Source organism: Metabacillus fastidiosus NBRC 101226 (assembly GCF_001591625.1).
Lineage (GTDB): Bacteria > Bacillota > Bacilli > Bacillales > Bacillaceae > Metabacillus > Metabacillus fastidiosus.
Window position 1 is genome coordinate 1 of the sequence record NZ_BCVG01000060.1, and the last position, 25,797, is coordinate 25,797.

Consider the following 25,797-nt stretch of genomic DNA (forward strand, 5'->3'; position numbering starts at 1 on the left):
AAAACTTATTAGGGACTTATTAGACAGCCCTATCTTTGTTCTAATAATTCTACATCGTCCATTTGAAAAATCTTTTCACTAAGTTCCGGGAATCTTTCCAGAAGCTGTTTTTCAAGATTTTCTCTTTCAAGTTCATTTAGGAAATATTTTTTTAATAATTTAGTAGTCAATTTTACTCACCTCTATAAATAATAACTAGGAAAATAATAGTATTATGAAGTATTTTATCGAAAAATGTCGGATTTTTCAACAACTTTATGTAATTTTTGTAAAGAATTTAATATTTATGAAATAATGTCAAAAAAACAGAGCTTTATTAACAGCTCTGTTCTAAGTAAGAAGGTTTAAGCAGTACGCTTTCTTCCGAAGCCTGTTGCTTTCCAAACAGCATGATAGATTTTTGGAGCCAGCAGGGCACCAATGATTGTAAAGGCAGCGTCTTTAACGATAAACCATGACATAATGAGCCAAGCACTGCTATATGAAAGAGGAACCTCAAGCCATAAATTTGAAGCTAACCACATATAAGATGTTCCGATAATATAAATGAGTGCAATTCCTATAAAGGATGCTAATAAAAAAGAAGAGAGTTTTGGCTCAGTTTTTCTTTCGATAATTAGACCTGCAATGAATGCTGCAATAATATAAGATAAGACAAATCCGCCGGTGCTTTTAAAAATAATTCCTATACCGGCACTAAATTGAGCAAATACAGGAGCACCTGCAATACCAATAAGGGCATAAACAACCATAGATAAGGCTCCAAGTCTACTACCTAATAGAAGACCTGCGAGAATACAGAAAAATGGCTGCATAGATAGCGGAACGCCTGCAATTTGCAAAAATGGTGCCCATGATGTTATATTTGCGCCAATAGCCATTAGTGCAGCAAACATGCTAACAAGTATTAAATCATATGTTCGAAAACTTTTTTTCATTTTAAATTCTCCTTTAGGTAAAGTGAAACTTCTGTAAGTTTTATATCTTTTGTCTGTTTGATATGAAAATATTAATGTAAACATAAATATATGTCAACAAATTTTATATTACAGTTAACAAAAGGGGTGGGATAAATGTATTTTGGAAAACAAAAAAGAAAAGACAGTTCGGGAAGGATACCGCCGAATCAAAATGTAACAACAACATTTCCAGTGTTACATGCGGGAAATATTCCTTATTATGATGATTTATCAAAATGGAACTTACAAATTTACGGTCTAGTAGAAAATCCACAGCTTTTGGACTTTGCAACTTTAATGAAGCTGCCGCAAACGAAATTGAGAAATGATATTCATTGTGTAACAGGATGGTCAAAATTAGATATGGATTGGGAAGGAATACAAACGGCTGAAATTGCTAAACTGGCAGGGATAATGCCAAATGCCAAATTTGTTATCTTATATGCTGAAGAAGGATGGACAACAAATCTATCCATTGAAGATTTCTTAAAGGAATCTAGTATTCTGGCTCATTCCTACAATGATGAACCTTTAACACCGGAACATGGTTATCCTCTGAGAGCTGTATTTCCTCATCTTTATTTTTGGAAAAGTGCAAAATGGCTTCGAGGCATTCAATTTACTGAACATAATCATCCAGGATTTTGGGAAAGAAATGGATACCATATGGTCGGTAACCCATGGTTATCAGAGAGGTTTTCTTGGGATTAAAATCTAGTTATGAAGAAGTAAAGGAGAGGTCTCTTACTTTCTTTTATAATTTAAATTAGAGCGATTAATCAAATATTCATTATTTTTCAAAGAAAAAGTTCGCAAAATTTGTCAAACGATGTAATAATATGTTTATAGATTCAGAATGAGAGGTGACTGAATATTAAAATTAGAAGAGGGAAAAAGTTGATAGTCATCGTCTCCGTAATTGCTTTTCTCCTCCTGTTGACATCTCTTAATTTGTATGTAACTTATTATAATACTGTAGAAACAGTAGAAATGACAGTTGCTAATAAAGGGAAAGAAGTGGCTTCTTCGATTTTAACAAGATTTGATACAGCAGCATATGAAGAGTTTATGGAAAATAGGCATCCTTCCGATACTTATTATAAAATTAGAAGCGAGTTTAATGATGCACGGGAATATTATAATGTTCTGCATGTATATACATTAGTCGCTGATGAAGAAAATAAAGCCCGTGTTATGATTTCAGGATTTTCGGCAAAAGGGGAGGAAATCTCTATTGGAGAATATTGCATCATTCCAAGTAAGTATATACCAGCTCTAATAGAAGGCCGGCCTTTTTATACGGATATAATTGATGATAAAAAATATGGGGCTTATATAACAGCAGGAGTACCGATTTATAATAAAAACAATGACTATCTTGGTATATTAGCAGTAGATATTAGCACTAATAATGTTAATGATATTACAGAAGAAGTTCTTTCTAAAAGTATACCGGTTTTTATTTTTAACGGCCTATTTGTTGTTCTATCGTTTGGATTATTTGTGTTTATTCAAAAATGGGTACGAAAAGAAATAAATATACAGGTAGATGATACAGAGGTTACATATCAAGTTGAGTTTAACGCTATGCTTCATACATTAAGAAGTATACGTCATGATTTTATTAACCATATTCAGGTTATTCAGGGTCTATTAAAAATCGGAAGACAAGAACGGGCATTTGAGTACGTCACCTCTTTAACGAGTGAAATTGAAACAATTGAATTACCAGTGAAAGTGAATAACCCAGCACTTTTTATTCTCCTTCAAGCAAAATGGGTAAGAGCGCAAAACGAAAAGGTGGATATACATTTATTTGTTGATGAAAGTGACTTTAATAAGGTAAAATCTAAAGATTTAATTAAGATTTTATCTAATTTAATTGATAATGCGTTTGATGCTACATTAAATTTTCCGGAAAAAGAACGTTTTATTAAAATTGAAATCCATTCTTCGCCATCCAGCTATACTTTCATAGTCGAAAATATCGGTCCAATTATTCCGCCCGATCTGCAGATGAAAATCTTTGAGAGCGGCTTTTCTACGAAGGAAGAGAGAGTCGGAAATCCGAGAGGGGAAGGATTATTTATTATTAAGCAAGTTGTTGAAAGCTACGGTGGAACAATCCATTTGAAGTCAGAGAAAATGTCTACGAAATTTAGTGTGTTTATTCCATTTTAAAAAATATAAAAAAACTGCCTAAGAGAAAATGTCAGCCAACGTTCATTTAAAGCATATAATGAACAGAAGGGGATTCATTATTCTCTTAAAAGGCAGTTTTTTATTATAAGAAAAGACAAAGGTATTGAGTATTTAAATAAAATATGGTAAGTTAATCAGAATATATTTAATCGGGAGGGATAGCGATGCGGAATGTCACATTGATTGATCTTTTTACTCATCCGATTACACAAAAGTATTTGAAACGCTCAGGCATGTCACATGCTATTTCAGTTGCCAATTATGCATATTCCTTAGCATTAAAAAGCGGCGTAAATCCAGATTTAGCAGCAAAAGCGGGATTACTGCATGATATTGGGCATTATGAATGGTATAAAAATGGGGAATGGGATTACGAACAATATAGAGAAAACGATATTCACGCGATTAAAGGGGCAGAAAGAGCGCATAAATTGCTCATTAGGCTGGGAGAAGATCCCCGTGATGCTAAGAAAATCGCACTTGCAATTTTACTTCATACAGATTCCTATTTACCTGAAGCAACAATTAAGCAAAATCCACTCCAAAGAGTTGTTAAACAAGCTGATGAGCTGGATGAGGAACCAGGTGGAAGACATCATTACAGGAAAATAAATAAAGAGCTGGCATTTCAGAAAATTTGTATTTTGGACAAGAAGATCGAGGATGATTTGCTGGATTTTAAAAAAACGGTTTAAAATAATCAGGGCAGTTTAACATGTTGCTTTCAGCCATATGTTAAACTGCCTTTTTAAACTGTCAAACCATCACGTTTGACTGTACGGTTTAAAAAATATAAAATAAGGATATAAAAAAAGACGGGGTGATAAAATGGGGCATCGTTATATAAAATTGGCGAGCTAGCAAGAAAAGCAGAGGTTTCTAAGCGTACAATTGATTATTATACAAAAATAGGCTTACTGCTTGTAGCGGAAACGTCAGCATCCAATTACCGTCTTTATTCAGAAGAAGCTTTTAGAGATATACAGTTCATAGAAAAATGTAAAAAATTGAATATGTGCTTAGTTGATATAAAAGAGCGACTAGAATTGCGCAGACGTGAAGATGCTATAACTAATGAAGAAGAAATTTGTTTTAAGCAGGCAGAACTATTGAGAAAACATATGGAGCGGCTTGAAGTTGAAATTAAAGATCTTAAACCAATTTTTGAACAATTAAATGAGCATTCAAAGCTTGAAATTTCAAAGCAAATATCGCCGCAATCAATGGCACTGATTCAGTCGCTTATGATTCTTATTAATTAAAGGAGGAATGGAAAAGTGTTTTTCCATCCAATGGACTTTTTAATTTTTGCTGCTTTCGGTTTATCACTCTGGGCGCAGTTTAAAGTGAAAGGTAATTTTAATAAATGGTCTGAAGTGGAGGCATCCTCCCATAAGACAGGGGCAGAAGTAGCAAGACAAATTTTAGACGGAAATGGATTGTATGATATACCTGTTGAGGCTGTCAGAGGGACATTGACAGATCATTATGATCCTGTTTCAAGAGTAGTCCGGTTGTCAGAGCCAGTATATTATGGACATTCTATTGCTTCTATTTCAGTAGCTGCTCACGAGGTCGGGCATGCAATTCAGCATAAGGAGTCTTACGGAGCATTAGTACTCAGACATAAAATGTTTCCGGTTGTTAATTTAACATCTGGTATTGCGCCATTTATGCTAATTGGCGGTTTATTACTCGGACAATTGAATTTAATTGGACTAGGAATTATTTTATTCTCATTTGCTGTAGCATTCCAGCTCATTACATTGCCGGTTGAATTTAACGCAAGCTCTCGTGCGAAGCGTCTTATTGTCGCAGAAGGAATCATCCGTAATGATGAAGAGCGTGGGGTGAATAAAGTTTTAGGTGCAGCAGCATTAACATATGTTGCAGCAGCGCTGATGGCATTATTTGAATTATTAAAGTTTGTAATGATTTTCTTCCAAGGAAGAAATGATGAATAGATTTTCATTTTAATTTATTAGGAGGTGACTGAGGCTGATTCAATTGTAGTGGTTGAAAAGGGGCCGCAGATGGGTCAGTCTCATATTTTGGACATAGCCATAAATTTAATACTAGTTGCTTTATTAATTGCTTTAACAGCATTTTTCGTAGCAACTGAATTCGCGATCATTAGAGTAAGAAGTTCAAGGATTGATCAACTTATCGTAGAAGGAAAGAAATCAGCTTTAGCTGCGAAAACAGTAACAACGAATTTAGATGAATATTTATCTGCTTGTCAGCTTGGAATTACAATAACAGCTTTAGGATTAGGGTGGCTTGGAGAACCAACAGTCGGAAAGATTCTTCATCCGGTTTTTGAGGGACTCCATTTAAATAGTTCACTTACACATATTCTATCCATTGCAATAGCTTTTAGTGTTGTTACATTCCTACATGTTGTTGTCGGGGAATTAGCACCTAAAACATTGGCAATTCAAAAAGCAGAAACAATTGCTTTGCTGTTTTCTAAACCAATTATTCTATTCTATAAAGTTCTGTTCCCGTTTATTTGGGTGTTAAACGGATCTTCAAGAGTGCTTATTCGAATGTTTGGGTTAAAGCCAGCATCGGAACATGAGCTGGCACATACAGAAGAAGAGCTTAGAATTATTCTTTCAGAAAGCTATAAAAGTGGAGAAATTAATCAATCGGAGTTCAAGTATGTTGATCGAATTTTTGAATTTGATGATCGAATTGCGAAAGAAATTATGGTACCGAGAACAGAAATTGCTACCGTATCGATTGAAAAATCATTTCAAGAAAATTTAGATTTAATGAGCAATGAAAAGTATACACGTTATCCTGTTGTTAATGGAGATAAAGACCATGTAATGGGTATGATTAATGTTAAGGAAGTTTTTACTGATTTATATGATTTATCAGAAGAAGAGCGGAAGAACGCAACGCTTGAAAAGTATATCCGTCCAATCATTCAAGTAATCGAATCTATTCCTATTCATGATTTATTAATTAAAATGCAAAAGGAAAGAGTTCATATTGCTATTCTTGTCGATGAATATGGCGGAACTGCCGGACTTGTGACAGTGGAAGATATTATCGAGGAAATAGTAGGGGAAATTCGTGATGAATTTGATCATGATGAAGTACCTGATATTCAAAGAAAAAGTGATGAGCATTATATTGTCGATGGAAAAGTATTAATTTCTGAGATTAATAATTTACTAACCCTTGATATAGATGATACAGATATTGATACGATCGGCGGCTGGGTATTAACTCAGGATATTGATGTCCAAAAAGGCGATGTACTCAATTATGCTGGATACACATTTAAGGTTACAGACATTGAAGGCCATCTTATTCGCTCCATTGAAATTATTAGAGCGGAAGAGATACTGGAACAATCAAAAATTGATTAGAAAATGAATAGAGAGCTGTCTCAAAATATAAAACGAGACAGCTCTCTTATTTGACTTAATTTATAAAAAATTAGTATGATTGTTATGGAAATATACACATAAATCTCAAATGTTTACATTTTACATAGAAGATTTGCAAACAGAGCTATTTATATAGTTATAATCAGGAGGAAATTACGTGCTCAAATCAAAAGTTCATTTTTGGACATTACAAATCTTGCTAATGCTGCTTATTGTGTTCGTTGGAACTAAAGTTTCATTTTTATTTGAACCAATCATTGTATTCGTTTCTACTTTGTTTCTTCCCATTTTAATAGCGGGTATTTTATTCTTTATTTTTAAACCTGTTGTTAAACTATTGGAAAGAGGTAAAGTGCCCCGTACATTGGCGATTTTAATTCCATACCTTATATTTATCGGTATTGTTTCGGCCGTTATTGGTTTTTTAGGTCCGATTATTTCGAGTCAGGTGACAGATTTATTTAATAACTTTCCTAGATATGTAAGGGAAATAAGTCAATATATAATGGGTCTTTCAGAAACTACATGGTTCCGTTGGGTGATGGAACAAGACTATGTATCTTTTGAAAAAATTGAGGAAAATTTAACTGGTTTTGCAACAAGTTTACCAGAGCATATTACATCAAGTTTATCAGCGGTTTTAGGAGTTGTTACAAACATTACATTAACAGCTATAACTGTGCCCTTTATTTTATTTTATATGTTAAAAGATGGAGAAAGATTTCCTCAGCTAACTGTAAAAATATTACCTGTAGCATATAGAAAAGAAGGTTTGAAAGTTTTAAAGGATTTAAATGATACATTGTCTGCATATATTCAAGGTCAACTTATCGTTTGTTCAGCAGTGGGGCTTGGCTGCTTTATCGGCTATACAATTATTGGCCTCAAATATGCTCTTATACTTGGAATTGTCGTTGCAGTTGCAAATATTATTCCTTATTTAGGTCCATTTATTGGTGCGGCACCGGCTGTTATTATTGGTTTATTAGATTCGCCGACAAAGGCTTTATTGGCGGCATTAGTAGTGACTATTGTACAGCAAATTGACGGAAATTTTTTATCTCCATTAATTATCGGGAAACGATTAAATACACACCCATTAACAATTATTTTACTGCTTATCGGTGCAGGAAGCTTCGGTGGAATTTTTGGAATGATATTAGCTGTACCTACTTATGCAATGTTAAAAGCTGTTGTATTAAATGTTATCCGCTTAATAAGTTTAAGAAAGAGATATAAAGAAGATTTAACTGAAGAAACGGTTGAATAATAGTTATTAACCTATACTTTATTACTTGCATATTCTAAAGAAGATGACGGTAGTATAACTGTAAATGAGGAATGAGCACATAGTTTTTTATTACAAAAATAAGCTCCTTCCTTTTTCAGTGAGAAAAGTACAGGAGGAAAACAAATGCCAGCTTTTGTCGGTGGAGTAGAATTTACAAATCTTTCTGATGGAATTTTTAGTGTTGGAGATACCTTTATTCTAGCACCTAAAAGTGTTGATAAGAGTACATTTGGTGCAGGTGTTTTAAATACTGGTGATTTTTTATATGAAGAAAGTTTATTCAGCATTTCAAATTTTTACGATAATGATGTAATCGATCAAAATCAAATAATAAATAAATAGAAAATATTGTACCTGATTGTCCTCATGAAATAGAGGATGGTCAGGTATTTAATATGGAAATGGAGCAGATAAAGTGAAAATTCGTAAAGCAAATATGAATGTACATAATCAATTGTTATCAAATGTCTATATTTATGAGAATAAAAAGGAGGAGTACAGCCTAGTTGCTATTCCTGAACTTGAATGGTCGATGACAGTTAAATATGAGGAAGAAAGAAGTAGTTTAAGATCTCGTCTTACTCAATCTTTTGAAAAAAAGATCGATAAAGAAGATGCAGAACAGCTTGCAGAAAAGATTGTGCAATGGACTGCGGAAATGTAAGTAAAGTGAGTCTGGCTTTCCAGTAAGAAATGGATAGTCAGATTTTTTGTTTGAAATAAAAAATATCAGGAAATTTTACTTGTATTTTATGAAATTACATATTAAAATTATGTAAACGTTTTCTTAGTGACGGATATTAAGGATTTTTGCGGTTTTTGCGGTTTCGCGCAATGATTCTCTTATTTTATTTTCGGCGAAATTCTCCTTATATTAAGTTACAATTTTGAATAGGACAATTTAATTTGTCTGGCTTGATTAAGGAGCGTGGGAACGGTGAATCTTCAACAAATAGAAGAAATGACCGAAAAACTGGCAAAACTTGAAAAGGAAATAAAAGAAACAAAAGAATTACTTCAAAAGATTAACAAAAGTATTGATAAGTATGATAAATATACATTTATAAATATATCTTAAAAAGACTTAATCTCTATATGATAAGTCTTTTTTTGTTTGAAAAGTTTTAAATATAGAGAACATTATACATATTTTATAATGTTCTGCTTTTTAATGATTTCACCATTATATGTAAAATATCTTGTTTGTTTACTACTAAACATTGATTAGTTATAGTAATATAAATATAAAGAGATAAAGAAGAGTTATTAATTGAAGCTTTACTTTACTGAGGTAGTCATTTTTATTTTTAAAATGGCTATTTATACATTTATCATATAAAGGTGTCAACATGATATTAAAATTTAATCGCATTTATTTACTGACTGTACTTATTAGTATTATTTTAGCTGTATACTTTATTGTTTCTACATCAATGAATCAATACATTGGTGTTATAGTAACAATTGATTCTGAACATAAGATAATTATTTCAGAGATTGATGAAAATGCTTTTGGTGCCTCTATTGATTTACAGGAAGGGGACCAAATCATAAGTATTAATGGCCGCTCCCCTTTGGAACATAAACAGGTTGTAAAACATAGAAGACTTGAGCAAGCTGAAAGTTTTGTTATCGAGAGGAAAGGTATAATAAAGGAATTTGAAATTAGAGAATTTAGTGGGCTTGACAGCCAATCTCTTTTTCAGTTAGTTATTCCGACAGTAGTTTTTATACTTTGTTTGTTTTGCAGCCATTTAATTTATAGGACGTATAAAATAAATAAAAATTTACAATTGAAATCTGCTTTTCTGCTCAATTGTTTTCTGCTGGCACTAGCATTAGCTTATTTAAGCGGAGGAATGTCTGCCCGTGGAGATGAATTTGGCAGATATGTTAATTTATCTTTATTTTTAATAGCTCCGGTTCTTTATCTTCATTTTATTTATCAATATTTTAAGGAAGTAGAAAAGCTTTGGTTTAGTAAAAGTTATCTTTCCTTTTCTTATTTTATTGCTTGTTCCAATATTCTTATAGAGTTCATACGTGATTTATTATTTATATCAATTGTATTTATAAAAACATATAATCTATTTTCCTTTTTCCTATTAATTATCGTTATAATTTATTTAAAGCTGAAAGGATTAAGAAAAGTTAATTATAGTGAACAAAGATATATGATTCGAATATTGCTTATTTCGAATATTGCAGCATTTCTGCCATTCACTATTTTTTTTGTAGTGCCTTATATATTTTGGGGGGAGTATGTATTCCCACCAATAGTATTAGCTGCTTTTCTTTTATTAATTCCTCTTTCTTTAATTCACCAATTTATATCAACTAAAATATATGATATTGAATTTTTATTAGGAAGATTAAAATATTATTCATTATTAGCGGTTATTCCAACCTTCATCATTGTTGCTGTGCTGCATTTTATGAAAAATTCGAATTCTGCTTTTTTAATAATTAAACAATTTTTATTTATCTTTTTCTTTCTGCTCGTTATTTTTTATATTAAGGAAATATTAGATTTTAGATTCCGTCTAAAGAGGTTTTCTGAGAAATATAATTATCAGGGAAGTGTTTTGAAATATACGCAAAGTATTAGAAAAGCAAGTAATCTCGAACAGGTAATCTCTGAGTTGAAAAGAGTTATAACGGACGTTCTTTTAGTCAGCAGAGCTTATTTTATTGAGATTGATAAAGAGAAAAATATAGTATCTTTAGATGTCAATGCGGTGCAAAGTGATTACATTCCTTATGAGGAGAAAATGAAGGAAACAGCTTCAGTGATCGGTAAGATTGTGGAATTAGACAGGGGATTTATTATTAATATTGGAGAAACAAAGGAGCGTACATATATTCTTCTTTGCTTATCAATATTAAATACACCAAGATTAACAAGAGATGAGATTTCATGGCTGCAGACATTATCATTTTATACGAATGTTTCACTTGAAAATTTCCTTAAAATAGAGGAGTTAATGGTACACTTGCAAAAAATAGAAAAGGAGGGTACAAATCCATCCTGGTTAACGAAGCTTTTATTTTCTCTTGAAGAGAAACAACGTTCAAATTTAGCTAAAGATTTACATGATTCCGTTCTGCAGGATCTTGTTTCTCTCAAAAGGCAGTGTGAGTGCGCGCTGGCAGCTCAAGAAGATATTCCTTTAGCTATTACACAAAGACTTGAGGAAATGAATAGCAAAATGACAGATATAATAAAGACGACAAGAGAAACATGCCAAGAGCTGCGTCCCCAATTACTCTATGATTTAGGTTTAATTAAAGCTTTAAATAAGCTTGTGGGACAATATCAGGAATTTGTCAGCTTTGATATTCGTTTAAATACAGGTAATTTCCAAGTTAATCTTGATCTTGATGTCCAGTTAAATATTTATCGGATAATCCAGGAGCTTCTTACAAATGCGCATAAGTACTCATATGCAGAGAATGTATTAATTATGTTAGTATGTATAAAAGGGAAAATTATCCTCCATTATGAAGATGATGGAGATGGTGTTAATGAAGAAGAGCTCTACCTTAACACAAAGGGTATGGGTTTATCAGGTATCAGTGAAAGAGTGAAAGCACTGAATGGTGTAATGAAGATTGAAACGTCTGAAGATAAAGGTTTTAAAGTAGATATAGAGATTTAGTTGAAGATGTCCCCAAAGGGTAAAAAAATAACCCTTTGGGGACATCCTGCTTAAAGACCCTGTTATGGAATTTCGGTAAAATTAAAGGATTTGATGATGGGCCTTCCAGCCGAAGTTATTTTATATGATTTATTTAGAGAATTATCGGACATCCTTTTTTCAACATATTTATACGTGATCTTTGTTGGAGGTATATTTATATGATATGTATTTTGATTGTTGATGATCACCCTTCCGTTCGTGAGGGAACAAAAGCAATATTAGAAACAGATAAGGAGATTAAAGTTGAATGTTTGAATCCTCCTTACACAATAGAGCAGATCGAAAAGATTGATTTGAAACAATTTGATATTATTTTAATGGATTTAAATTTAGGTGAAATGAATGGTATAGAGCTTTCAAAGACAATTATAAATCAAAACAAAGAGTGCAAAATTATTCTATATACAGGCTATGATGTAGAAGACTATTGGGAAGAGGCAATCAGGATTGGAATCTACGGAATTATTAGCAAAACAGAACCGTCAAAGAGACTCCTTTCCTATATAAAATGTGTAATGGAAGGAGAAGTTATTATTCCCTTTGATTATTTGCATGAATTAATTTCACATAAAAAATTGGAGACAGGGAAATCAAAGAGGAAAACAGAATTACTAAATGAACGGGAAAAAGTTGTCTTGCAGGAAGTGGAGAAAGGAATGACAAATCAGGAGATTGCAGATTACTTACATTTAAGTAAACGGTCAATTGAGTATAGCTTAACATCCATTTATACAAAATTAAATGTCCGTTCCCGCATGGAGGCTGTCCTTATTGCGAAATCAGAAGGATTTATTGATTAAATGCAGTACGATAAATTAAAATGAGGTGTTTTAATTTGTATAAAATAATCTGTCCTATTCTCATATTCATTCTGTTAATTGGCTGTTCGGTAAATAAAGAAGAAACTCCGTCTTCACTTGAAGTCCAAACGGGAAAGACAAATAGTGAAAGCATGCTCCAGCAACTGAACATTCCTTGGTCAATCGCAAAAACAGATAATACTTTCTTTATAAGTGAGAGAGAAGGAAAAATCGTCCAATGGGATATGACCAGTGGGAAAAGAAATGAACAAAGCTTGTATTTGAAAGAGCAAATTCATATCGAAGGTGAAGGGGGATTATTAGGAATAGCTTTATTACCTAATTTTTCTGTGAATAATGAGATGGCCGTTTATCATACATATTTGAATAATGGAAGGATTAAAAATCGCCTCATTAAAATAAAATTAGAAGATAATAAATGGATTGAGGAAGAGGTACTTCTTGATAATATTCCAGGGGCTCGCTTTCATAATGGAGGCAGAGTGAAAATTGGTCCTGATAAAAAGCTTTACATAACAACTGGTGATGCGTTAGAACCAGAGCTCGCTCAAAATAAAAATTCTCTTGCTGGAAAAATATTAAGGATGGAGCTTGATGGGAGTATTCCTAAAGATAATCCTTTCATAGACTCTTATGTTTATTCATATGGACATCGTAACCCGCAAGGATTAGTCTGGGATGAGAGCGGCCGCTTATTCAGTACAGAGCATGGACAAAGTGCACATGATGAAATTAACTATATTAAAAAGGGTAAAAATTATGGATGGCCGATTATTGAAGGAGATGAACAAAAAATGGGAATGGAAACTCCTTATTACCATACAGATAATCAAACATGGGCACCTTCTGGAATAGGTTACGATAAAGGGAGATTATATATTGCAGCACTGGCAGGAAGTGCTGTTATGTCCTTTGATATTGAAACTGGTGAAAGCAGGAAGCTGATATCGGGATATGGAAGAATGAGAGATGTTCTTATTGAAGATGGAATTCTTTATGCTATTACAAGTAATCTTGACGGTAGAGGCAAGCCGTCTCCTAATGATGATCAGCTCATAAAGTTTAACATACAGGAGGGAGAAAATGGATATTAATTCAAAAGATACATTACTTGAGGCATTAGGTATTCAAATTTTAAAAATGGATGATGAAGGAGTTATAGCGACAATGCCTGTTGACTCCAGAACACATCAGCCGTTCGGAATATTACATGGCGGTGCATCTGTTGCATTAGCGGAAACTGCTGCAAGTGTAGGGTCTTTTCATTTTATTGATCAGGAAAACGAGATTTGTGTTGGATTAGAAATAAATGCAAACCATATTCGCTCTAAAAAAGAGGGTATTGTTACAGCACATGCAAAACCAGTTCATGTTGGAAAAACGACAATGGTTTGGGAAATAAAAATAGTCGATGAACAAGAGGATTTAATTTGTATTTCGAGATGTACGATAGCTGTTTTGAAAAAGAAGTTATAGAATGAATAGAAGCACAGACATTTATCTAGTCTGTGCTTCTATTTTCGATTTTTCCCTCTTTAGCTTCTTTTAAATCATCCTGCACACTATTCTTCCATAGAGGCACTCCTGAATTATATGCCGCTCTGCTAATTAAATGTCCAGCAACCGGGGCTGTAATGAAAATAAAGAGAATAGCAAGTAAAATTCTTGAATTTACTTCACCATGAATGAAATAAAAGTAGAGAAATACGCCTATCAATATACTCATAATTCCGAGTGTGGCATTTTTTGATGCCGCATGATTCCGAGTGTAAGGATCAGGTAATTTAATAACACCAATTGCAGCAATTAAGCTGAGTATTGCTCCTTGGAGAATGAGATAACCGACGATAAATTTACTGATCTCGATCATTTTCAACAATTTCTCCTTTCTCCAAAAATTTCGCAAATGCTACTGTGCCGATGAAAGCTAATATACTAATTAATAAGATAACCTCAACAAAAGCGTTTGTATTAAGGACGATTAATGTAACAGCTGTTATTCCGATTAAATTTATGCCGATTGCATCTAAAGCGATGACACGGTCAGGTGTGGAAGGACCTTTTATTAATCGGTACAGATACAGTGCTGTAGATACGGCAATGATGAACAGAGATAGAGTCATAATGAAGGTGAACATCAATGACTCACCTCCTTAATCGCTTTTTCAAACGTATTTTTAATATCCTGCTTTGTCTGTTCTACATTCTCAATATTAATCGCATGAATATACAATGTTTTATTATCATCTGATATATCAATAACGAGTGTACCAGGTGTCAATGTAATTAGATTGGATAATAATGTGATTTCCCATCCTTCTGTTAAGCTTGTTTCCAATGAAAAAATACCAGGTTTCACTTTTGATGTAGGAGAAAAAATTACTTTTAAAACATCTATATTTGCTTTTATTAGCTCAATAAAAAAGATCCATAGAAGTTTCAAAATTGCAATGATACTTAAAATGTAAATTCTCTTATGAAAAAATCGTCTTAAAACAAAGATAATAAGCAATCCAAAGAAATAACCTTTGAAAAATGCAATAGTTGAATAATCACTTGATAAGAACATCCAAATCCATGCTAAAATTACATTTAATAAAATTTGAAATGCCATATACACTACTCCTTCAATACGGCTTCTATATATATTGATGGATTAAGCAGACCCTCTGCAGCTTGAGAAACATAAGGGGAAATGCTTTCGACACCTAATCCATAAACGATCGAAAGGACAATTAAAATAACAGTCGGAAATAATAGTCTATTAATTGGAATCTTTCTTAATTCCTGTTCTTTCCTTTGTTCTCCCCAAAAACCATTAATAAATATTTTCATAACCGAATATAAGACGAGCAAGCTCGATAAGAGGACGATGACTGCAATTGTAAACTGTCCTGCTTCAAAGCCGCCTTGAACGATTTTTAATTTACCGATAAATCCGCTTAATGGAGGAATTCCAGCAAGAGAAATAGCAGCGACAAAGAATAGCCAGCCAAGCAGCGGATAAGGTTTTATGAGTCCACTGAACTTACGTAAATGACTTGTTCCGGTAATGGCAATAACAGTGCCAACAAGGAAAAATAATGCGGCTTTAATAATCATATCATGAATTAAATAGTAAATTGATCCTTCCACAGAAGCTTCTGTAAATGCTGCAACACCGAATAAAATAACACCTACAGCTGTAATGATATTGTAAATAATAATTTTTGTTATATTAGAATAGGCAATTGCCCCGATTGCACCAAAAATAATTGTAAGTGCTGAGAGCCATGCTAAAATTTCATGAGTAAAACCAGTATCATGATAGAATAGAAGTGTATATACCCTCGTAATAGAGTAAACTCCTACTTTTGTTAATAATGCCCCAAAAAGAGCTTTTATAGCGGCCGGCGGTGCTTCATATGAACCGGGAAGCCAAAAGAATAAAGGGAAAATTGCTCCTTTTAGACCGAATACGATTAAGAAAAGAATCGCAATAACTGTCAGTAAGCCAGTCTGTCCCGTAGCTGCTATCTTTTCGCTTAAGTCAGCCATATTTAATGTGCCAGTTACAGCATATAAATAAGCAACTGTAATAACGAAAAGTGCTGATGAGATAATATTTACTAAAATATATTTGATTGATTCCCTCAGTTGAGCTTTCTCACTTCCAAGGACAATTAAGACATAGGAAGACATGAGCATTACTTCAAAGAACACAAATAAATTGAAAATATCTCCAGTTAAAAATGCCCCAGTTACCCCGGCTAATAAAAATTGAATACTTGGATAAAAATAAAAGTTTCCCCTTTTTGCTGTTGTCGTAGAGAAAGCAAATAGAAGGGAGGTAAGACCGATAATACTCGTTGTGAGTACGAGTAAGCTTGAGTACATATCAGCAACAAATATAATCCCGTATGGTGCTCTCCAGCTTCCTATTTCAAGTGTCTGGATACCATTCAAATGTACATTTTGTACAACCGCTGATGCGATAATGATAAAAAGAACCGAGGCAATGAAGCTGATTATTTTCTGAGCTTTAATCTTTTTATGAAAGAAAATTAATATGATCCCGGCAAGCAATGGTATGACGAGCGGTAAGATAATTAAGTTATTCATAGTGATCTTTGCCCCTTAATTGATCCATATCATCTGTACGAAGTTCCTGATAAGCACGATAAGCTAATACAAGGAAAAAAGATGTAACCCCAAAGCTTATAACGATAGCTGTTAAAATAAGTGCCTGCGGTAATGGATCTGTATAAAATTTTGCATGTTCACCAAGTAGCGGCGCCGCCCCAGTTTTTAGTCCGCCCATCGTTAAAATAAGAAGATGGGCACCATGACTTAGTAAACCGGTTCCGAGAATAATTCTAAGTAAACTGCGTGAGAGCATCAAATAGACAGCAGCCATAAATAATATTCCAACGAGAATTGACATTAATACTTCCATTATTCCGTCTCCCCAATCGTTTGGATAATCGTCATAGTTACACCAATGACAACTAAATATACAGCTAAGTCAAATAGTACAGCAGTAGCTAATGAAGTCTCGCCTAATAATGGAAGGTCCACGTACTTAAAGCTGTGCGTGAGAAAAGGAACTTTAAAAAATAAAGAGCCCAGTCCCGTAAGAACTGCGATGAGCAGGCCGGATGCTGCAATATTTATATAATTAAAAGGTAAAATATTCTTCACTGTTTTTACATCGTATGCCAGTAAAAGAAGAACAAGAGCCGATGAAGTCATAAGTCCTCCGACAAAGCCTCCTCCGGGTGTATAATGTCCGGAAAAGAACAAATGTAATGAGTAAAGGATAATAATGAACACAACGATCTTTGTAACAGTCTGGAAAATGAGATCATTTACTTTTATATTTTTTTTGTTCATTTTTCTTCCTCCTTTACACGAAGTTTAATCATGCTGTATATTCCAAGTGCTGCAATACCGAGAACCGTAATTTCAAATAATGTATCAAATCCTCTAAAATCGACGAGAATGACATTAACCATATTTTTGCCGCCTGCTAATGTATAGCTGTTTTCAATGAAGAAAGCGGATATCGTTTGTGATGCTCGCTCACTATTAGCTGACAAAGCAATTAATGTTACAATCGTTCCGACCCCAAGTGCGATGATGAAGTTTGTCAATTTAAATGATACTTTCTTATCTTTTTTCTTTAATTCAGGTAAGAAGTAGAAGCAGAGCAAGTATAGAGCGACAGAAACTGTTTCTACAATTAATTGTGTCAGCGCAAGGTCCGGAGCCCGGAATAAGACGAAAAATAATGCGAGCGAGTAGCCGACAGAACCGAGTGCAATAATTGCTGTCAGCCTTGATTTTGCAAATATTGTTGTAATCGTACCAATTGCCATAACAGCCGCCAATATTACTTCATATAGTCCAATTGGTGCTGCTCCTTTCAGCGAGAAGGAAAAGGCGTCCTTTATAATTATTGTTGTTCCTAAAATGATGATGAAAAAAGCAAAAATATAAATGAGATAGTCCCTAATAAAGCCAGTCATATAAAATTTCGTGAAGCGCGAAGAAGACCGGTCAAGAGCAATAAGAGATGTATCATATGCTTTGTTTAATGTCAGTTTTTTAGGATGGAGATTATAAATTTTTCTCCACTTCGCTAATGATAAAAATCCGATTGTACCGATAATTACAACACCAATTGTCATAAATAATTCCGGTGACCATCCATGCCAGTGGCTTATCTCAATGTCAAAATATCCATTTTCACCAATGAGTGAAGGGATGATTGACTGCATCGCTGGGTCAATAATAGACAGCGATAATATGTTAGGGAAAAAGAAGAAAATAATGACGAGTGAAGCTAAAATGATTGGTGAAATTAACATTCCAATCGGTGCTTCATGCGGTTTTTTTTCTAATTTTTCAGGCTGGTATTTTCCCGTAAATGTTTTGAATACAAGAACCATACTGTAAATGAAAGTGAAAATACTTCCGACCCATGCGAATATCAGGAATAATATTCCCAAAGTTTCTAAATTGAAAATATTCATTTCAGCAACACGCAGTACTCCAGTAAAAAACATTTCCTTACTCAAAAATCCGTTAAATGGCGGCAGCCCTGCCATTGAAAATGCCCCGATAATGGAAATCGTGAAAGTAATCGGCATAAAGCTCATCAGTCCACCGAGCTTTCTAATATCACGTGTCCCGGTTTCATGATCTACAATACCGGCAACCATAAAGAGGCTTCCTTTAAATGTTGCATGATTAATTAAATGAAAAATAGCTGCAAGTGTCGCAATTGTAAAATAGCTGTCATTCATTGAATCAATATGTAATGCGGCAGCACCGATACCGAGCAGTGACATAATCATTCCGAGCTGACTCACAGTAGAAAAAGCTAAAATCGCTTTTAAATCAGTCTGTTTCACAGCGTTGAAAGATCCCCAAAACATCGTAAATATTCCAAATAAGGATACTAGCCAAAACCACTCAGGAGAAATGGCGAATACAGGACTTAGTCTCGCAACTAAATATATACCTGCTTTTACCATCGTGGCAGAGTGTAAATAAGCACTTACAGGTGTCGGAGCTTCCATTGCATCAGGCAGCCAAATATAAAATGGGAATTGTGCTGATTTTGTAAATGCTCCGAGCAGAATAAAAATTAATGCGGGAACGAAAAGTCCATCGGTTGAAATTTCAGCAACAGCCGTAATAATTTCCCTCACGCTGTAAGATCCCGTCATCATATACAGCATGATGAATCCACCAAGCATCGCAAGCCCGCCGAAAATTGTAATTAACATAGATTTTTGTGCACCATAACGTGATTTTTCACGTGTATACCAATAACCGATTAGTAAAAAGGAGGACAAGGATGTTAATTCCCAAAATGTATAAAGAACAATTAAATTATCCGATAAAACAACTCCGAGCATTGCGCCCATAAACAGGAGTAAATATACATAGAAATGATTTAATTTTTCTTTTTCTTTTGATAAATAATAAATGGAATAAAGAATCACTAGAGACCCTATTCCAGTAATAAGCAATGCGAATAATAAACTTAGTCCATCTATATAAGCGGTAAAGTTAATACCTAAAGATGGAATCCAGTTCATTGTTTCTATAACTGTTTTGCCACTCATTGTCGTTTTAATAAATTGACTGAAGTATGTAAATAAAGCAATGGGCAAAATGAGGACAAACCATCCTGTATGGATGTTACGGAAATATTTATACAGGAATGGAATGAAGATAGCGAATAAGAAAGGGAACAAAATCGCCAAGTGCAGCAATGTCATACAAGAACCTCCTAAAAAGCTTTTCATATCATATCCGATTATTATTCTTCTCACATTAGATTTTATGAAAAAGATAGTTAAAAATGAACGTTTCAAGTTCATATGAACATAAAAAGCATAACAAATTTTTTAATAATTGTATATTTTAAATTTCAAAAGAGCATGTTTATGAATGAGGTGATTTCTATCAAAATAAGAAAAAGCATTATTGGGGGAGCGATATTTCTCACTTTATTTGGAAGCGCCATGTTCTTAGACCTTCAAATAAAGCAAGCAGATGAAGAAAAGATAGTTGCTGAAACTATTTCAACTGTTTTTCAAAAGGAACCTTTTCAGCCAAGGGAATATATTCGAATTGTGAAAAATCGTTAGCATAATGTTTTGACTCTGCTACTGTCATTAAAATAAGAGGTATAAATGATTAATTTGTAGGGTCGGTCTGATTATTTGAATTCAAAAATAAGGACCTAAAATAAGTATTTCGGCTTAAATTTCCATTTACTTCTTGTCAAATACATCATTGTCATTCATAATGGTGGAGAATTAAGTTGAAAAGGAAATAAAATAAATGAAAAATACATACTTGACGAGTTATTTTCCGCTTATATCAATTATTCTGTTCAGTACGTCACTGTCCATTTCAACAGTTATTATCGTTATTGATTATTTAAAAATGTTTGGAATGTATAGTGGAATGTTAGAGTTTTTCTCAGAGAATGGAATAAAAGCAGCAATATTTTCTTTATTTGCATTATTATACTTCATGGTGTTTTCAGCTCTTAAATTAATTGCAAATACGATAACAGAACTCTCTTTGCTGTTTTTTTCAAAAGATGTAGCAGGGGAGAATTTAACGAAAATAAGAAGTGGTTCAACAATCTATCTTATCGGCGGATTAGTATCTTTTCTATCGATCCAGTATCAATTAGGAATTGTTGCACTATTTCTGCTTGCAACTGTTAGTTATTTTATCTTTATCGTTTACAAGTTCAATTCATCATTAACATCTCTTTCATTAATTGGATTAGTACTGCTTCATGTATTATTTTGGTTTAGCTTTATGCTTGGAACGCTTTATTTATTCTTTAGATTGTATAATAGTCTCATAGCAAGTTTACCAGTTTAATTGAAGAACTATATAAACCCAAATTAATATTCCGACATATGTTCAATAAAACTTAGTATAGTGCTCGATTTTTGGCTCATCTCGCTCAAATTTCTAAAAAGGGAGAGAAAAGCGAGCTTTTCTTCTCCTTTTTAGAAATTTGAGCACTTTTCAGCTCCCGCTGAAAAGCATTAGCAAGCTCTGCTTGCAAATGGATAAGCCAAAAATCAACAAAGTCTTGCTGTAAAGCCCTGTCGGAAATAATAAACTGCCTCAACTTCTTATGTTGAAAAAAATAAGTAGGATCTATATATAAATGCTTTATACATAGTTGTAAAGGCAGCCTCAAATCATTGTGAGGCTTCCTTTTTTACTTTAAAAAACGTTTTCTAATTTCAGGAGAGGGGATAGTGCATTCTTCTTTCTTGCCAAACCATTTATACCTGTTTTTAGCGATAAATTGATACAAAATATCACGCAGTGGTCGTGGAATAATAATAAGATAATAAAGAATACGGAATTGTTTTCCAAGACCTTTGGAAACGAGTAGAGCCGCTGTTGATTTTGTATAATATGATTCCTTATTTACATAAACAAAGCTTGAGAAATCATCTGTCGGCAGACCGAATTTCTTTAATAGCTTTTGACCGGCAGATGATTGGAGTGAAGCAAAACGAAAATATGCCCGTTTGTCGTACTTAATAATGAAGTTGGCAGTACGGTCACAAAATTGGCATTCGCCATCAAATAAAATAATAGGATGCTCTGATTCATTCATTATGCTCACTCCCCGTGCCTGCTTCAGTTATTAATAACTTGTTTCCAAAGTTGCAGATGTATTCCTGAACTGTAAATACCTCTCACTGATCCTTTTTTATCTTTACCTACCCAGACACCTGCAGTATATTTATCAGTTAAACCAACGAACCAAAGATCATTGTAGTCATTGGAAGTTCCTGTTTTTCCACCAATATAAGGAGCTGAAAATGCAGCTCTTTTACCAGTTCCGCTGGATACAACGGAAGCTAATAAATGACGCATTTGGTCATTTGTTGATTCTTTCCACACTCTTACCGGTTTTTCTTCCCATTCGTATAATGTATTACCTTGTAAATCAGTTACTTTTATAATTGCATGGTTATCGTAAAAGTTTCCGCCATTTGCAAATGCCGTATATGCACTTGTTAATTCCAGTGGTGACATTCCATAAGTGAAGCCGCCGATTGCAGCTGGTAACCCATAATCAGCTTTTACGGTTTTATCGAAATTGAACGGTTTTAAATAAGAAAAGGCTTTTTCAATTCCTACGTTATTTAACATTCGAACGGCAGGAGTATTATAAGAATTTTTCAATGCTGTTTCTAATGTGACATGTCCATAGTTTTTTCCAGAGTAGTTTTTCGGACAATATATCCCTTTACAGAACTTTCCGGCATCAATCATGCTGTTAACAGTTGCTCCTGTCGTATCGATATATGGGGCGTAATCAAGCAGTGGCTTTATAGCCGATCCTGGCTGATGATAGGATTGATAGGCACGGTTAAAATCAAATTTTTTGTAATTTTTCCCGCCTGATAAAGCTACAATTTTATGAGACTTGTGATCTATAACGATCGCTGAACCTTGAAGACTTTCATAGGGCAGTCTTGAATTAATTGCTTTTGTTACTTTTTGCTGGATGGAAGGATCTAGGGCAGTATGAATAATAATTCCATTGCGGGTTATTTGATTTATTCTCTCATTCAGCTGTTTTTTGATTGCGGGTCTATTTTCTTCATTTGCTTCATTTATTTTTTTAGAATAGCCTTCCTTTTGTGCGATGAGCTCGTTTAATTCATCATGGACATATGTTACATAATCAGGATAATGGTCGATTTGCCCACGAACATTAAGTTTAATTGGAGCTTTTATTTCTTTCTCATAGTCTTCTTTAGAAAGAAGCTCATTTTCATGTAATTTTAAAAGCAATAATTCCTGACGGGATTTAGTATTTTCAAAGTGCTGCAAAGGATTATAAACTGTTGGATTATTTGGAATAGAGCTTATAAAGGCCATTTCAGCTAAATTAAGTTCTTTTAATTCCTTGCCAAAATAATATGTTGCTGCTGTTGCAATACCATATACCCCATTGCTGTAGTAAATAGAGTTCAGATATGTTTCGAAAATTTCTTCTTTCGTCCATGTTCTCTCTAATTGATAGGAATATAGCAATTCACTAAGCTTCCGGTTATATGTCTGCTCATGAGATAAAAAAACATTTCTTGCTAATTGTTGAGTAATTGTGCTTCCGCCTTGTTCAATAGACTGGTGTTTAATATTTGTAAAAACTGCTCTCAACATCCCGGCTGCATCAAATCCAATATGTTCAAAAAAATGCTGATCTTCCGAAACGAGATAAAGCTGTTTTATCTCTTCCGGTACATTGTCATATGAGACAACGATTCTATTTTCCTGCTCTGAAATAACTTCTGAGATTAAATTTCCCTTTTGATCATAAATATAACTATTTCTTGCTAATTGAATTTTACTAATTGGGATTTTTTCATCTAATACTGTATCAAGAGCTTTGACATTATTAGCTTCTTCTCCGGCAATCATACCTATGTAAATAAGAACTGGAGCTAAAATAATTATAAAAAACCATCCGAAAAATGGCCTCAAAAGCGATCACCTTCTTTCATTTATAACATGGTATCTTTTTAACTAATAGTAACATGGTATTCTTAAATTTGTAAGCATTGGAAAATGATAATTATATTCAAATGATATTATAAAAAATGGACATGAGATAAATCCCTATTTTTCATAAAATGAAGCTAATTTAAGCGCTGCGATGATATAATAATAGTAAAAAAAATAATAAAGGAGGGATGAAAATTGAATAAGGACGATCATCTATTATTTCTTGACTTTGAATTCACAATGCCAGAAGGAAAAAACAATCCAAAAGGGTTTTACCCAGAGATAATAGAAGTAGGGATAGTTTCTGTTATTAATAAAGAAATTGAAAGTGAGTTTTCGTCTTTTATTAAACCGATACAGTTTCCTATATTAAGTGACAGATGTAAGAAGTTTCTTCATATTTCACAAGAAAAGGTGGATGAGGGGATGGACTTTCATGAGTTAATTGATTTATTAAAAAAATATGATAAAGGGATGCCAAATACAGTTATTACATGGGGAAATATGGATATGAAAGTACTGAGGCATAATTGCCAAAAGCAAAATGTTCCTTTTCCGCTGACTGGGAAATTCCGTGACTTATCAATGGAGTATAAAAAGTTTTTCGGTGATAGTAATCAAACTGGGTTATGGAAGGCTGTTGAGGAGTATGGAAAGAAGGGAACTGGAAAACATCATCGGGCGCTAGACGATGCTTTAACAACATATAATCTTTTTAAGCTTGTTGAAAAAGATAAACAATATTTAGAAAAGCCAACACCAACGACAATTGGAGATAGAATCGATTTGAATAAAATATTTAAAAAATATGCAACGTAAAAAGACTGTTCCGCTTAATTGGACAGTCTTTATTATACTTTTAATTTTTCAGCGATTATACTCGATTTCTAATTGTTTTAAGTTCTCTAATGAGCGATTGGACCATGTATCACCGTTTCTTTGAAGCTCCTCTCTAAGAGTGCCAAGTGAATCGGTAAGGGAGTCCTTATAATTTGGTATTGCTCCAGCATAAGGCTTCACCATTTGTTTAACAATATTCGCCCGCTCATTAAATGCTAATGCCCGTCTTTCATGAAAGAATGGTACATCTACCTCTTTTGGCGAATGTAAATCACCTTGCTCCGGATGTTTTAAAACAGCCTTTATTTGAACGACATAATGAGCTGGATTTACTGCTGTAACCTCTCCTATATATTTCCCCGTCCGGTAATGCGCAGTTACAATATCCCCAATTTGCTGCTCTTCCATTGTATTCATCCCTTCTTAAAGTGTGAATTAAATACTATTACAATAGTTTACCATGAATATTATGTTTAAAACTGGTCGAATGTATCAAAAATTGTTATAGTATGAGTGGAAGAAAGGTTGTGAATAACCATGAATGAGTTAATCAATACACTTGGGTTATTTTTGTACTTTCCACAGGATAAATCAGAATACATTCCTGCTGGAATTATGATGCTTATCTGTGGGATTGCCGCATATGTAACTTTCCGTCTAATTATTAGATTGTCAAAAAAAGAACAACAGAAAACAGATGAGCTTATAAGACGTATGGAAGCAGAAAATAAATCAAATCAAAAATGAATTTCGTTCAACTAACCATTAAGAGAGATACTTGAAAACCTTATTTAATGGTTAGTTTTATTTTATATGTAAAATTCCGTAGAATCCTTTTTCTACTTGTGAAGGAATATTTTGTGTTTAAACTATATGTTTGATTGTGAATAACACTATTTTCAAACAAAATTTATCTTTTTGAAACAGAAGTCTTACTTTCTGTTATTTGTGATAAATAGGTTAAATAAGAATTTAATTCAAAGCGGTCCTTATTAATAAAATCAGATAAAGTTAATTTTTTTTCTTTTAACACTGTATTATCCTCCTGTAATTTTTTCTTATATTTCTTATTTCCAAACTATCAAACTGTTAAACATGTAAATTTTGTATTGGCCCCACCTACGCCAAATACATTGACAGCCACGCATGCCGTCCACCCGTTTATTATTATAATAAAAACCTTTTTACTAATTCAAAGGTTAATGAGGCACAAGTTTCGACATAGACGAGAGGAACTTTGTCATATAATAAATTGTATTTAAATTACAATTTAAAATAATAACCCCATTTTTTCATATGCATCATAATTTTTCGTCGTTTAGAAAACGCAGTTATTTTTATGGAATGATAATGAAAATCATGACTATTTATGTCTATAACTTTTTGTTCTATTTTATGAAAAACGAGGATATGTGCAGGAAGCCAGGAGGATAAAATATAAAAAACCTCTCTGCTGCCAGTTTTGCAACGGAGAGGTTACTATAAAAAATTACTATTTATCCCAGCCTTAACGGGCAGTAA

32 protein-coding genes are annotated in these 25,797 nt (G+C 33.4%); 18 read left to right on the forward strand and 14 right to left on the reverse strand.

Annotation, left to right across the window (positions count from 1 at the left end; genetic code table 11):
• Nucleotides 1-29 precede the first annotated feature (29 nt).
• Both BFA01S_RS22460 and BFA01S_RS13925 read right to left on the reverse strand, forming a co-directional pair.
• Entirely contained in the window at nt 30-170 is a 141-nt protein-coding gene (locus BFA01S_RS22460; protein WP_156483710.1) for a hypothetical protein, read from the reverse strand.
• A 174-nt stretch (nt 171-344) separates the two neighbouring features.
• Nucleotides 345-938 carry a biotin transporter BioY gene (locus tag BFA01S_RS13925; RefSeq protein WP_066231596.1) on the reverse strand — a complete coding sequence of 198 codons (594 nt, stop codon included), beginning with the start codon at nt 936-938 and terminating at the stop codon, nt 345-347.
• A gap of 135 nt (nt 939-1,073) precedes the next feature.
• Between BFA01S_RS13925 and BFA01S_RS13930 the strand changes: the two genes are divergently transcribed.
• The 14 genes from BFA01S_RS13930 to BFA01S_RS13995 all read left to right on the forward strand — a co-directional run bounded on the left by BFA01S_RS13930 (nt 1,074) and on the right by BFA01S_RS13995 (nt 13,854).
• Nucleotides 1,074-1,670, forward strand: a complete 597-nt coding sequence (locus BFA01S_RS13930) for a sulfite oxidase-like oxidoreductase (RefSeq protein ID WP_066231606.1) — start codon at nt 1,074-1,076, stop codon at nt 1,668-1,670.
• A 186-nt stretch (nt 1,671-1,856) separates the two neighbouring features.
• Nucleotides 1,857-3,140 carry an ATP-binding protein gene (locus tag BFA01S_RS13935; protein WP_066231609.1) on the forward strand — a complete coding sequence of 428 codons (1,284 nt, stop codon included), beginning with the start codon at nt 1,857-1,859 and terminating at the stop codon, nt 3,138-3,140.
• Between the two features lie 185 nt (nt 3,141-3,325).
• Nucleotides 3,326-3,856 (forward strand): HD domain-containing protein, encoded by a 531-nt coding sequence (locus BFA01S_RS13940; protein ID WP_066231612.1) that lies wholly within the window; start codon nt 3,326-3,328, stop codon nt 3,854-3,856.
• 153 nt (nt 3,857-4,009) lie between these two features.
• Nucleotides 4,010-4,423: a MerR family transcriptional regulator gene (locus tag BFA01S_RS23480; RefSeq protein WP_082799997.1), complete on the forward strand. Its 414-nt coding sequence runs from the start codon at nt 4,010-4,012 to the stop codon at nt 4,421-4,423.
• A gap of 30 nt (nt 4,424-4,453) precedes the next feature.
• On the forward strand, nt 4,454-5,125 hold the full coding sequence (locus BFA01S_RS13950) for a zinc metallopeptidase (protein ID WP_066231696.1): 672 nt from the start codon (nt 4,454-4,456) through the stop codon (nt 5,123-5,125).
• A 69-nt stretch (nt 5,126-5,194) separates the two neighbouring features.
• Nucleotides 5,195-6,544, forward strand: a complete 1,350-nt coding sequence (locus tag BFA01S_RS13955; RefSeq protein ID WP_066231699.1) for a hemolysin family protein — start codon at nt 5,195-5,197, stop codon at nt 6,542-6,544.
• A gap of 178 nt (nt 6,545-6,722) precedes the next feature.
• Entirely contained in the window at nt 6,723-7,835 is a 1,113-nt protein-coding gene (locus BFA01S_RS13960) for an AI-2E family transporter (RefSeq protein ID WP_066231619.1), read from the forward strand.
• A 144-nt stretch (nt 7,836-7,979) separates the two neighbouring features.
• Nucleotides 7,980-8,198, forward strand: coding sequence for a spore germination protein (locus BFA01S_RS13965; RefSeq protein WP_066231622.1), 219 nt, complete (start codon nt 7,980-7,982; stop codon nt 8,196-8,198).
• Between the two features lie 73 nt (nt 8,199-8,271).
• Entirely contained in the window at nt 8,272-8,520 is a 249-nt protein-coding gene (locus BFA01S_RS13970) for a YueH family protein (protein ID WP_066231625.1), read from the forward strand.
• A gap of 273 nt (nt 8,521-8,793) precedes the next feature.
• Nucleotides 8,794-8,934, forward strand: a complete 141-nt coding sequence (locus tag BFA01S_RS13975) for a DegQ family regulator (protein WP_066231628.1) — start codon at nt 8,794-8,796, stop codon at nt 8,932-8,934.
• 271 nt (nt 8,935-9,205) lie between these two features.
• Entirely contained in the window at nt 9,206-11,515 is a 2,310-nt protein-coding gene (locus BFA01S_RS13980) for a histidine kinase (protein ID WP_066231639.1), read from the forward strand.
• Nucleotides 11,516-11,715: 200 nt separating this feature from the next.
• Nucleotides 11,716-12,357: a response regulator transcription factor gene (locus BFA01S_RS13985; protein ID WP_066231642.1), complete on the forward strand. Its 642-nt coding sequence runs from the start codon at nt 11,716-11,718 to the stop codon at nt 12,355-12,357.
• Nucleotides 12,358-12,392: 35 nt separating this feature from the next.
• The gene (locus BFA01S_RS13990; protein ID WP_066231644.1) at nt 12,393-13,472 is read left to right on the forward strand and encodes a PQQ-dependent sugar dehydrogenase; all 1,080 of its coding nucleotides are present in this window, start codon (nt 12,393-12,395) and stop codon (nt 13,470-13,472) included.
• The gene (locus BFA01S_RS13995) at nt 13,462-13,854 is read left to right on the forward strand and encodes a hotdog fold thioesterase (RefSeq protein ID WP_066231647.1); all 393 of its coding nucleotides are present in this window, start codon (nt 13,462-13,464) and stop codon (nt 13,852-13,854) included. Before BFA01S_RS13990 ends, BFA01S_RS13995 begins: the two co-directional genes overlap by 11 nt.
• Nucleotides 13,855-13,879: 25 nt before the next feature.
• On the opposite strand, the gene mnhG is transcribed toward BFA01S_RS13995, so the two are convergent.
• From mnhG to BFA01S_RS14030, 7 genes are read right to left on the reverse strand one after another with little or no spacing between them, the layout of a single operon-like run.
• On the reverse strand, nt 13,880-14,248 hold the full coding sequence (gene mnhG / locus BFA01S_RS14000) for a monovalent cation/H(+) antiporter subunit G (protein WP_066231649.1): 369 nt from the start codon (nt 14,246-14,248) through the stop codon (nt 13,880-13,882).
• Entirely contained in the window at nt 14,232-14,516 is a 285-nt protein-coding gene (locus tag BFA01S_RS14005) for a Na(+)/H(+) antiporter subunit F1 (protein ID WP_066231653.1), read from the reverse strand. The genes mnhG and BFA01S_RS14005 overlap by 17 nt, the downstream gene beginning before the upstream one ends.
• Nucleotides 14,516-14,992 carry a Na+/H+ antiporter subunit E gene (locus tag BFA01S_RS14010; protein WP_066231656.1) on the reverse strand — a complete coding sequence of 159 codons (477 nt, stop codon included), beginning with the start codon at nt 14,990-14,992 and terminating at the stop codon, nt 14,516-14,518. The genes BFA01S_RS14005 and BFA01S_RS14010 overlap by 1 nt, the downstream gene beginning before the upstream one ends.
• Nucleotides 14,993-14,997: 5 nt before the next feature.
• On the reverse strand, nt 14,998-16,479 hold the full coding sequence (locus tag BFA01S_RS14015; protein ID WP_066231659.1) for a Na+/H+ antiporter subunit D: 1,482 nt from the start codon (nt 16,477-16,479) through the stop codon (nt 14,998-15,000).
• The gene (locus BFA01S_RS14020; protein ID WP_066231662.1) at nt 16,472-16,813 is read right to left on the reverse strand and encodes a Na(+)/H(+) antiporter subunit C; all 342 of its coding nucleotides are present in this window, start codon (nt 16,811-16,813) and stop codon (nt 16,472-16,474) included. The genes BFA01S_RS14015 and BFA01S_RS14020 overlap by 8 nt, the downstream gene beginning before the upstream one ends.
• Nucleotides 16,813-17,250 carry a Na(+)/H(+) antiporter subunit B gene (locus BFA01S_RS14025; protein WP_066231665.1) on the reverse strand — a complete coding sequence of 146 codons (438 nt, stop codon included), beginning with the start codon at nt 17,248-17,250 and terminating at the stop codon, nt 16,813-16,815. Before BFA01S_RS14025 ends, BFA01S_RS14020 begins: the two co-directional genes overlap by 1 nt.
• Complete coding sequence (locus BFA01S_RS14030; RefSeq protein WP_066231668.1) at nt 17,247-19,649, reverse strand: Na+/H+ antiporter subunit A; 2,403 nt, start codon at nt 19,647-19,649, stop codon at nt 17,247-17,249. The genes BFA01S_RS14025 and BFA01S_RS14030 overlap by 4 nt, the downstream gene beginning before the upstream one ends.
• 168 nt (nt 19,650-19,817) lie before the next feature.
• On the opposite strand from BFA01S_RS14030, the gene BFA01S_RS14035 reads away from it, so the two are divergent.
• Both BFA01S_RS14035 and BFA01S_RS14040 read left to right on the forward strand, forming a co-directional pair.
• Nucleotides 19,818-20,021 carry a hypothetical protein gene (locus tag BFA01S_RS14035; RefSeq protein ID WP_066231671.1) on the forward strand — a complete coding sequence of 68 codons (204 nt, stop codon included), beginning with the start codon at nt 19,818-19,820 and terminating at the stop codon, nt 20,019-20,021.
• Nucleotides 20,022-20,217: 196 nt separating this feature from the next.
• Nucleotides 20,218-20,775, forward strand: coding sequence for a DUF5366 family protein (locus BFA01S_RS14040; protein ID WP_066231674.1), 558 nt, complete (start codon nt 20,218-20,220; stop codon nt 20,773-20,775).
• Between the two features lie 85 nt (nt 20,776-20,860).
• Here the strand turns inward: BFA01S_RS14040 and BFA01S_RS14045 are convergent, their stop codons facing one another.
• The 3 genes from BFA01S_RS14045 to BFA01S_RS14055 all read right to left on the reverse strand — a co-directional run bounded on the left by BFA01S_RS14045 (nt 20,861) and on the right by BFA01S_RS14055 (nt 23,415).
• Nucleotides 20,861-21,031 carry a hypothetical protein gene (locus tag BFA01S_RS14045; protein ID WP_169800485.1) on the reverse strand — a complete coding sequence of 57 codons (171 nt, stop codon included), beginning with the start codon at nt 21,029-21,031 and terminating at the stop codon, nt 20,861-20,863.
• Between the two features lie 93 nt (nt 21,032-21,124).
• Nucleotides 21,125-21,532, reverse strand: coding sequence for a thiol-disulfide oxidoreductase DCC family protein (locus BFA01S_RS14050; protein ID WP_066231683.1), 408 nt, complete (start codon nt 21,530-21,532; stop codon nt 21,125-21,127).
• Between the two features lie 23 nt (nt 21,533-21,555).
• Entirely contained in the window at nt 21,556-23,415 is a 1,860-nt protein-coding gene (locus BFA01S_RS14055) for a transglycosylase domain-containing protein (protein WP_066231686.1), read from the reverse strand.
• A 216-nt stretch (nt 23,416-23,631) separates the two neighbouring features.
• Between BFA01S_RS14055 and kapD the strand changes: the two genes are divergently transcribed.
• Complete coding sequence (gene kapD, locus BFA01S_RS14060) at nt 23,632-24,255, forward strand: 3'-5' exonuclease KapD (RefSeq protein ID WP_082799998.1); 624 nt, start codon at nt 23,632-23,634, stop codon at nt 24,253-24,255.
• Nucleotides 24,256-24,303: 48 nt separating this feature from the next.
• On the opposite strand, the gene kapB is transcribed toward kapD, so the two are convergent.
• Nucleotides 24,304-24,684, reverse strand: coding sequence for a kinase-associated lipoprotein KapB (gene kapB, locus BFA01S_RS14065; protein WP_066231689.1), 381 nt, complete (start codon nt 24,682-24,684; stop codon nt 24,304-24,306).
• Nucleotides 24,685-24,813: 129 nt separating this feature from the next.
• On the opposite strand from kapB, the gene BFA01S_RS14070 reads away from it, so the two are divergent.
• Complete coding sequence (locus BFA01S_RS14070; protein ID WP_066231692.1) at nt 24,814-25,023, forward strand: hypothetical protein; 210 nt, start codon at nt 24,814-24,816, stop codon at nt 25,021-25,023.
• Between the two features lie 163 nt (nt 25,024-25,186).
• Here the strand turns inward: BFA01S_RS14070 and BFA01S_RS23485 are convergent, their stop codons facing one another.
• Nucleotides 25,187-25,309, reverse strand: a complete 123-nt coding sequence (locus BFA01S_RS23485; protein WP_268874872.1) for a hypothetical protein — start codon at nt 25,307-25,309, stop codon at nt 25,187-25,189.
• Nucleotides 25,310-25,797 lie beyond the last annotated feature (488 nt).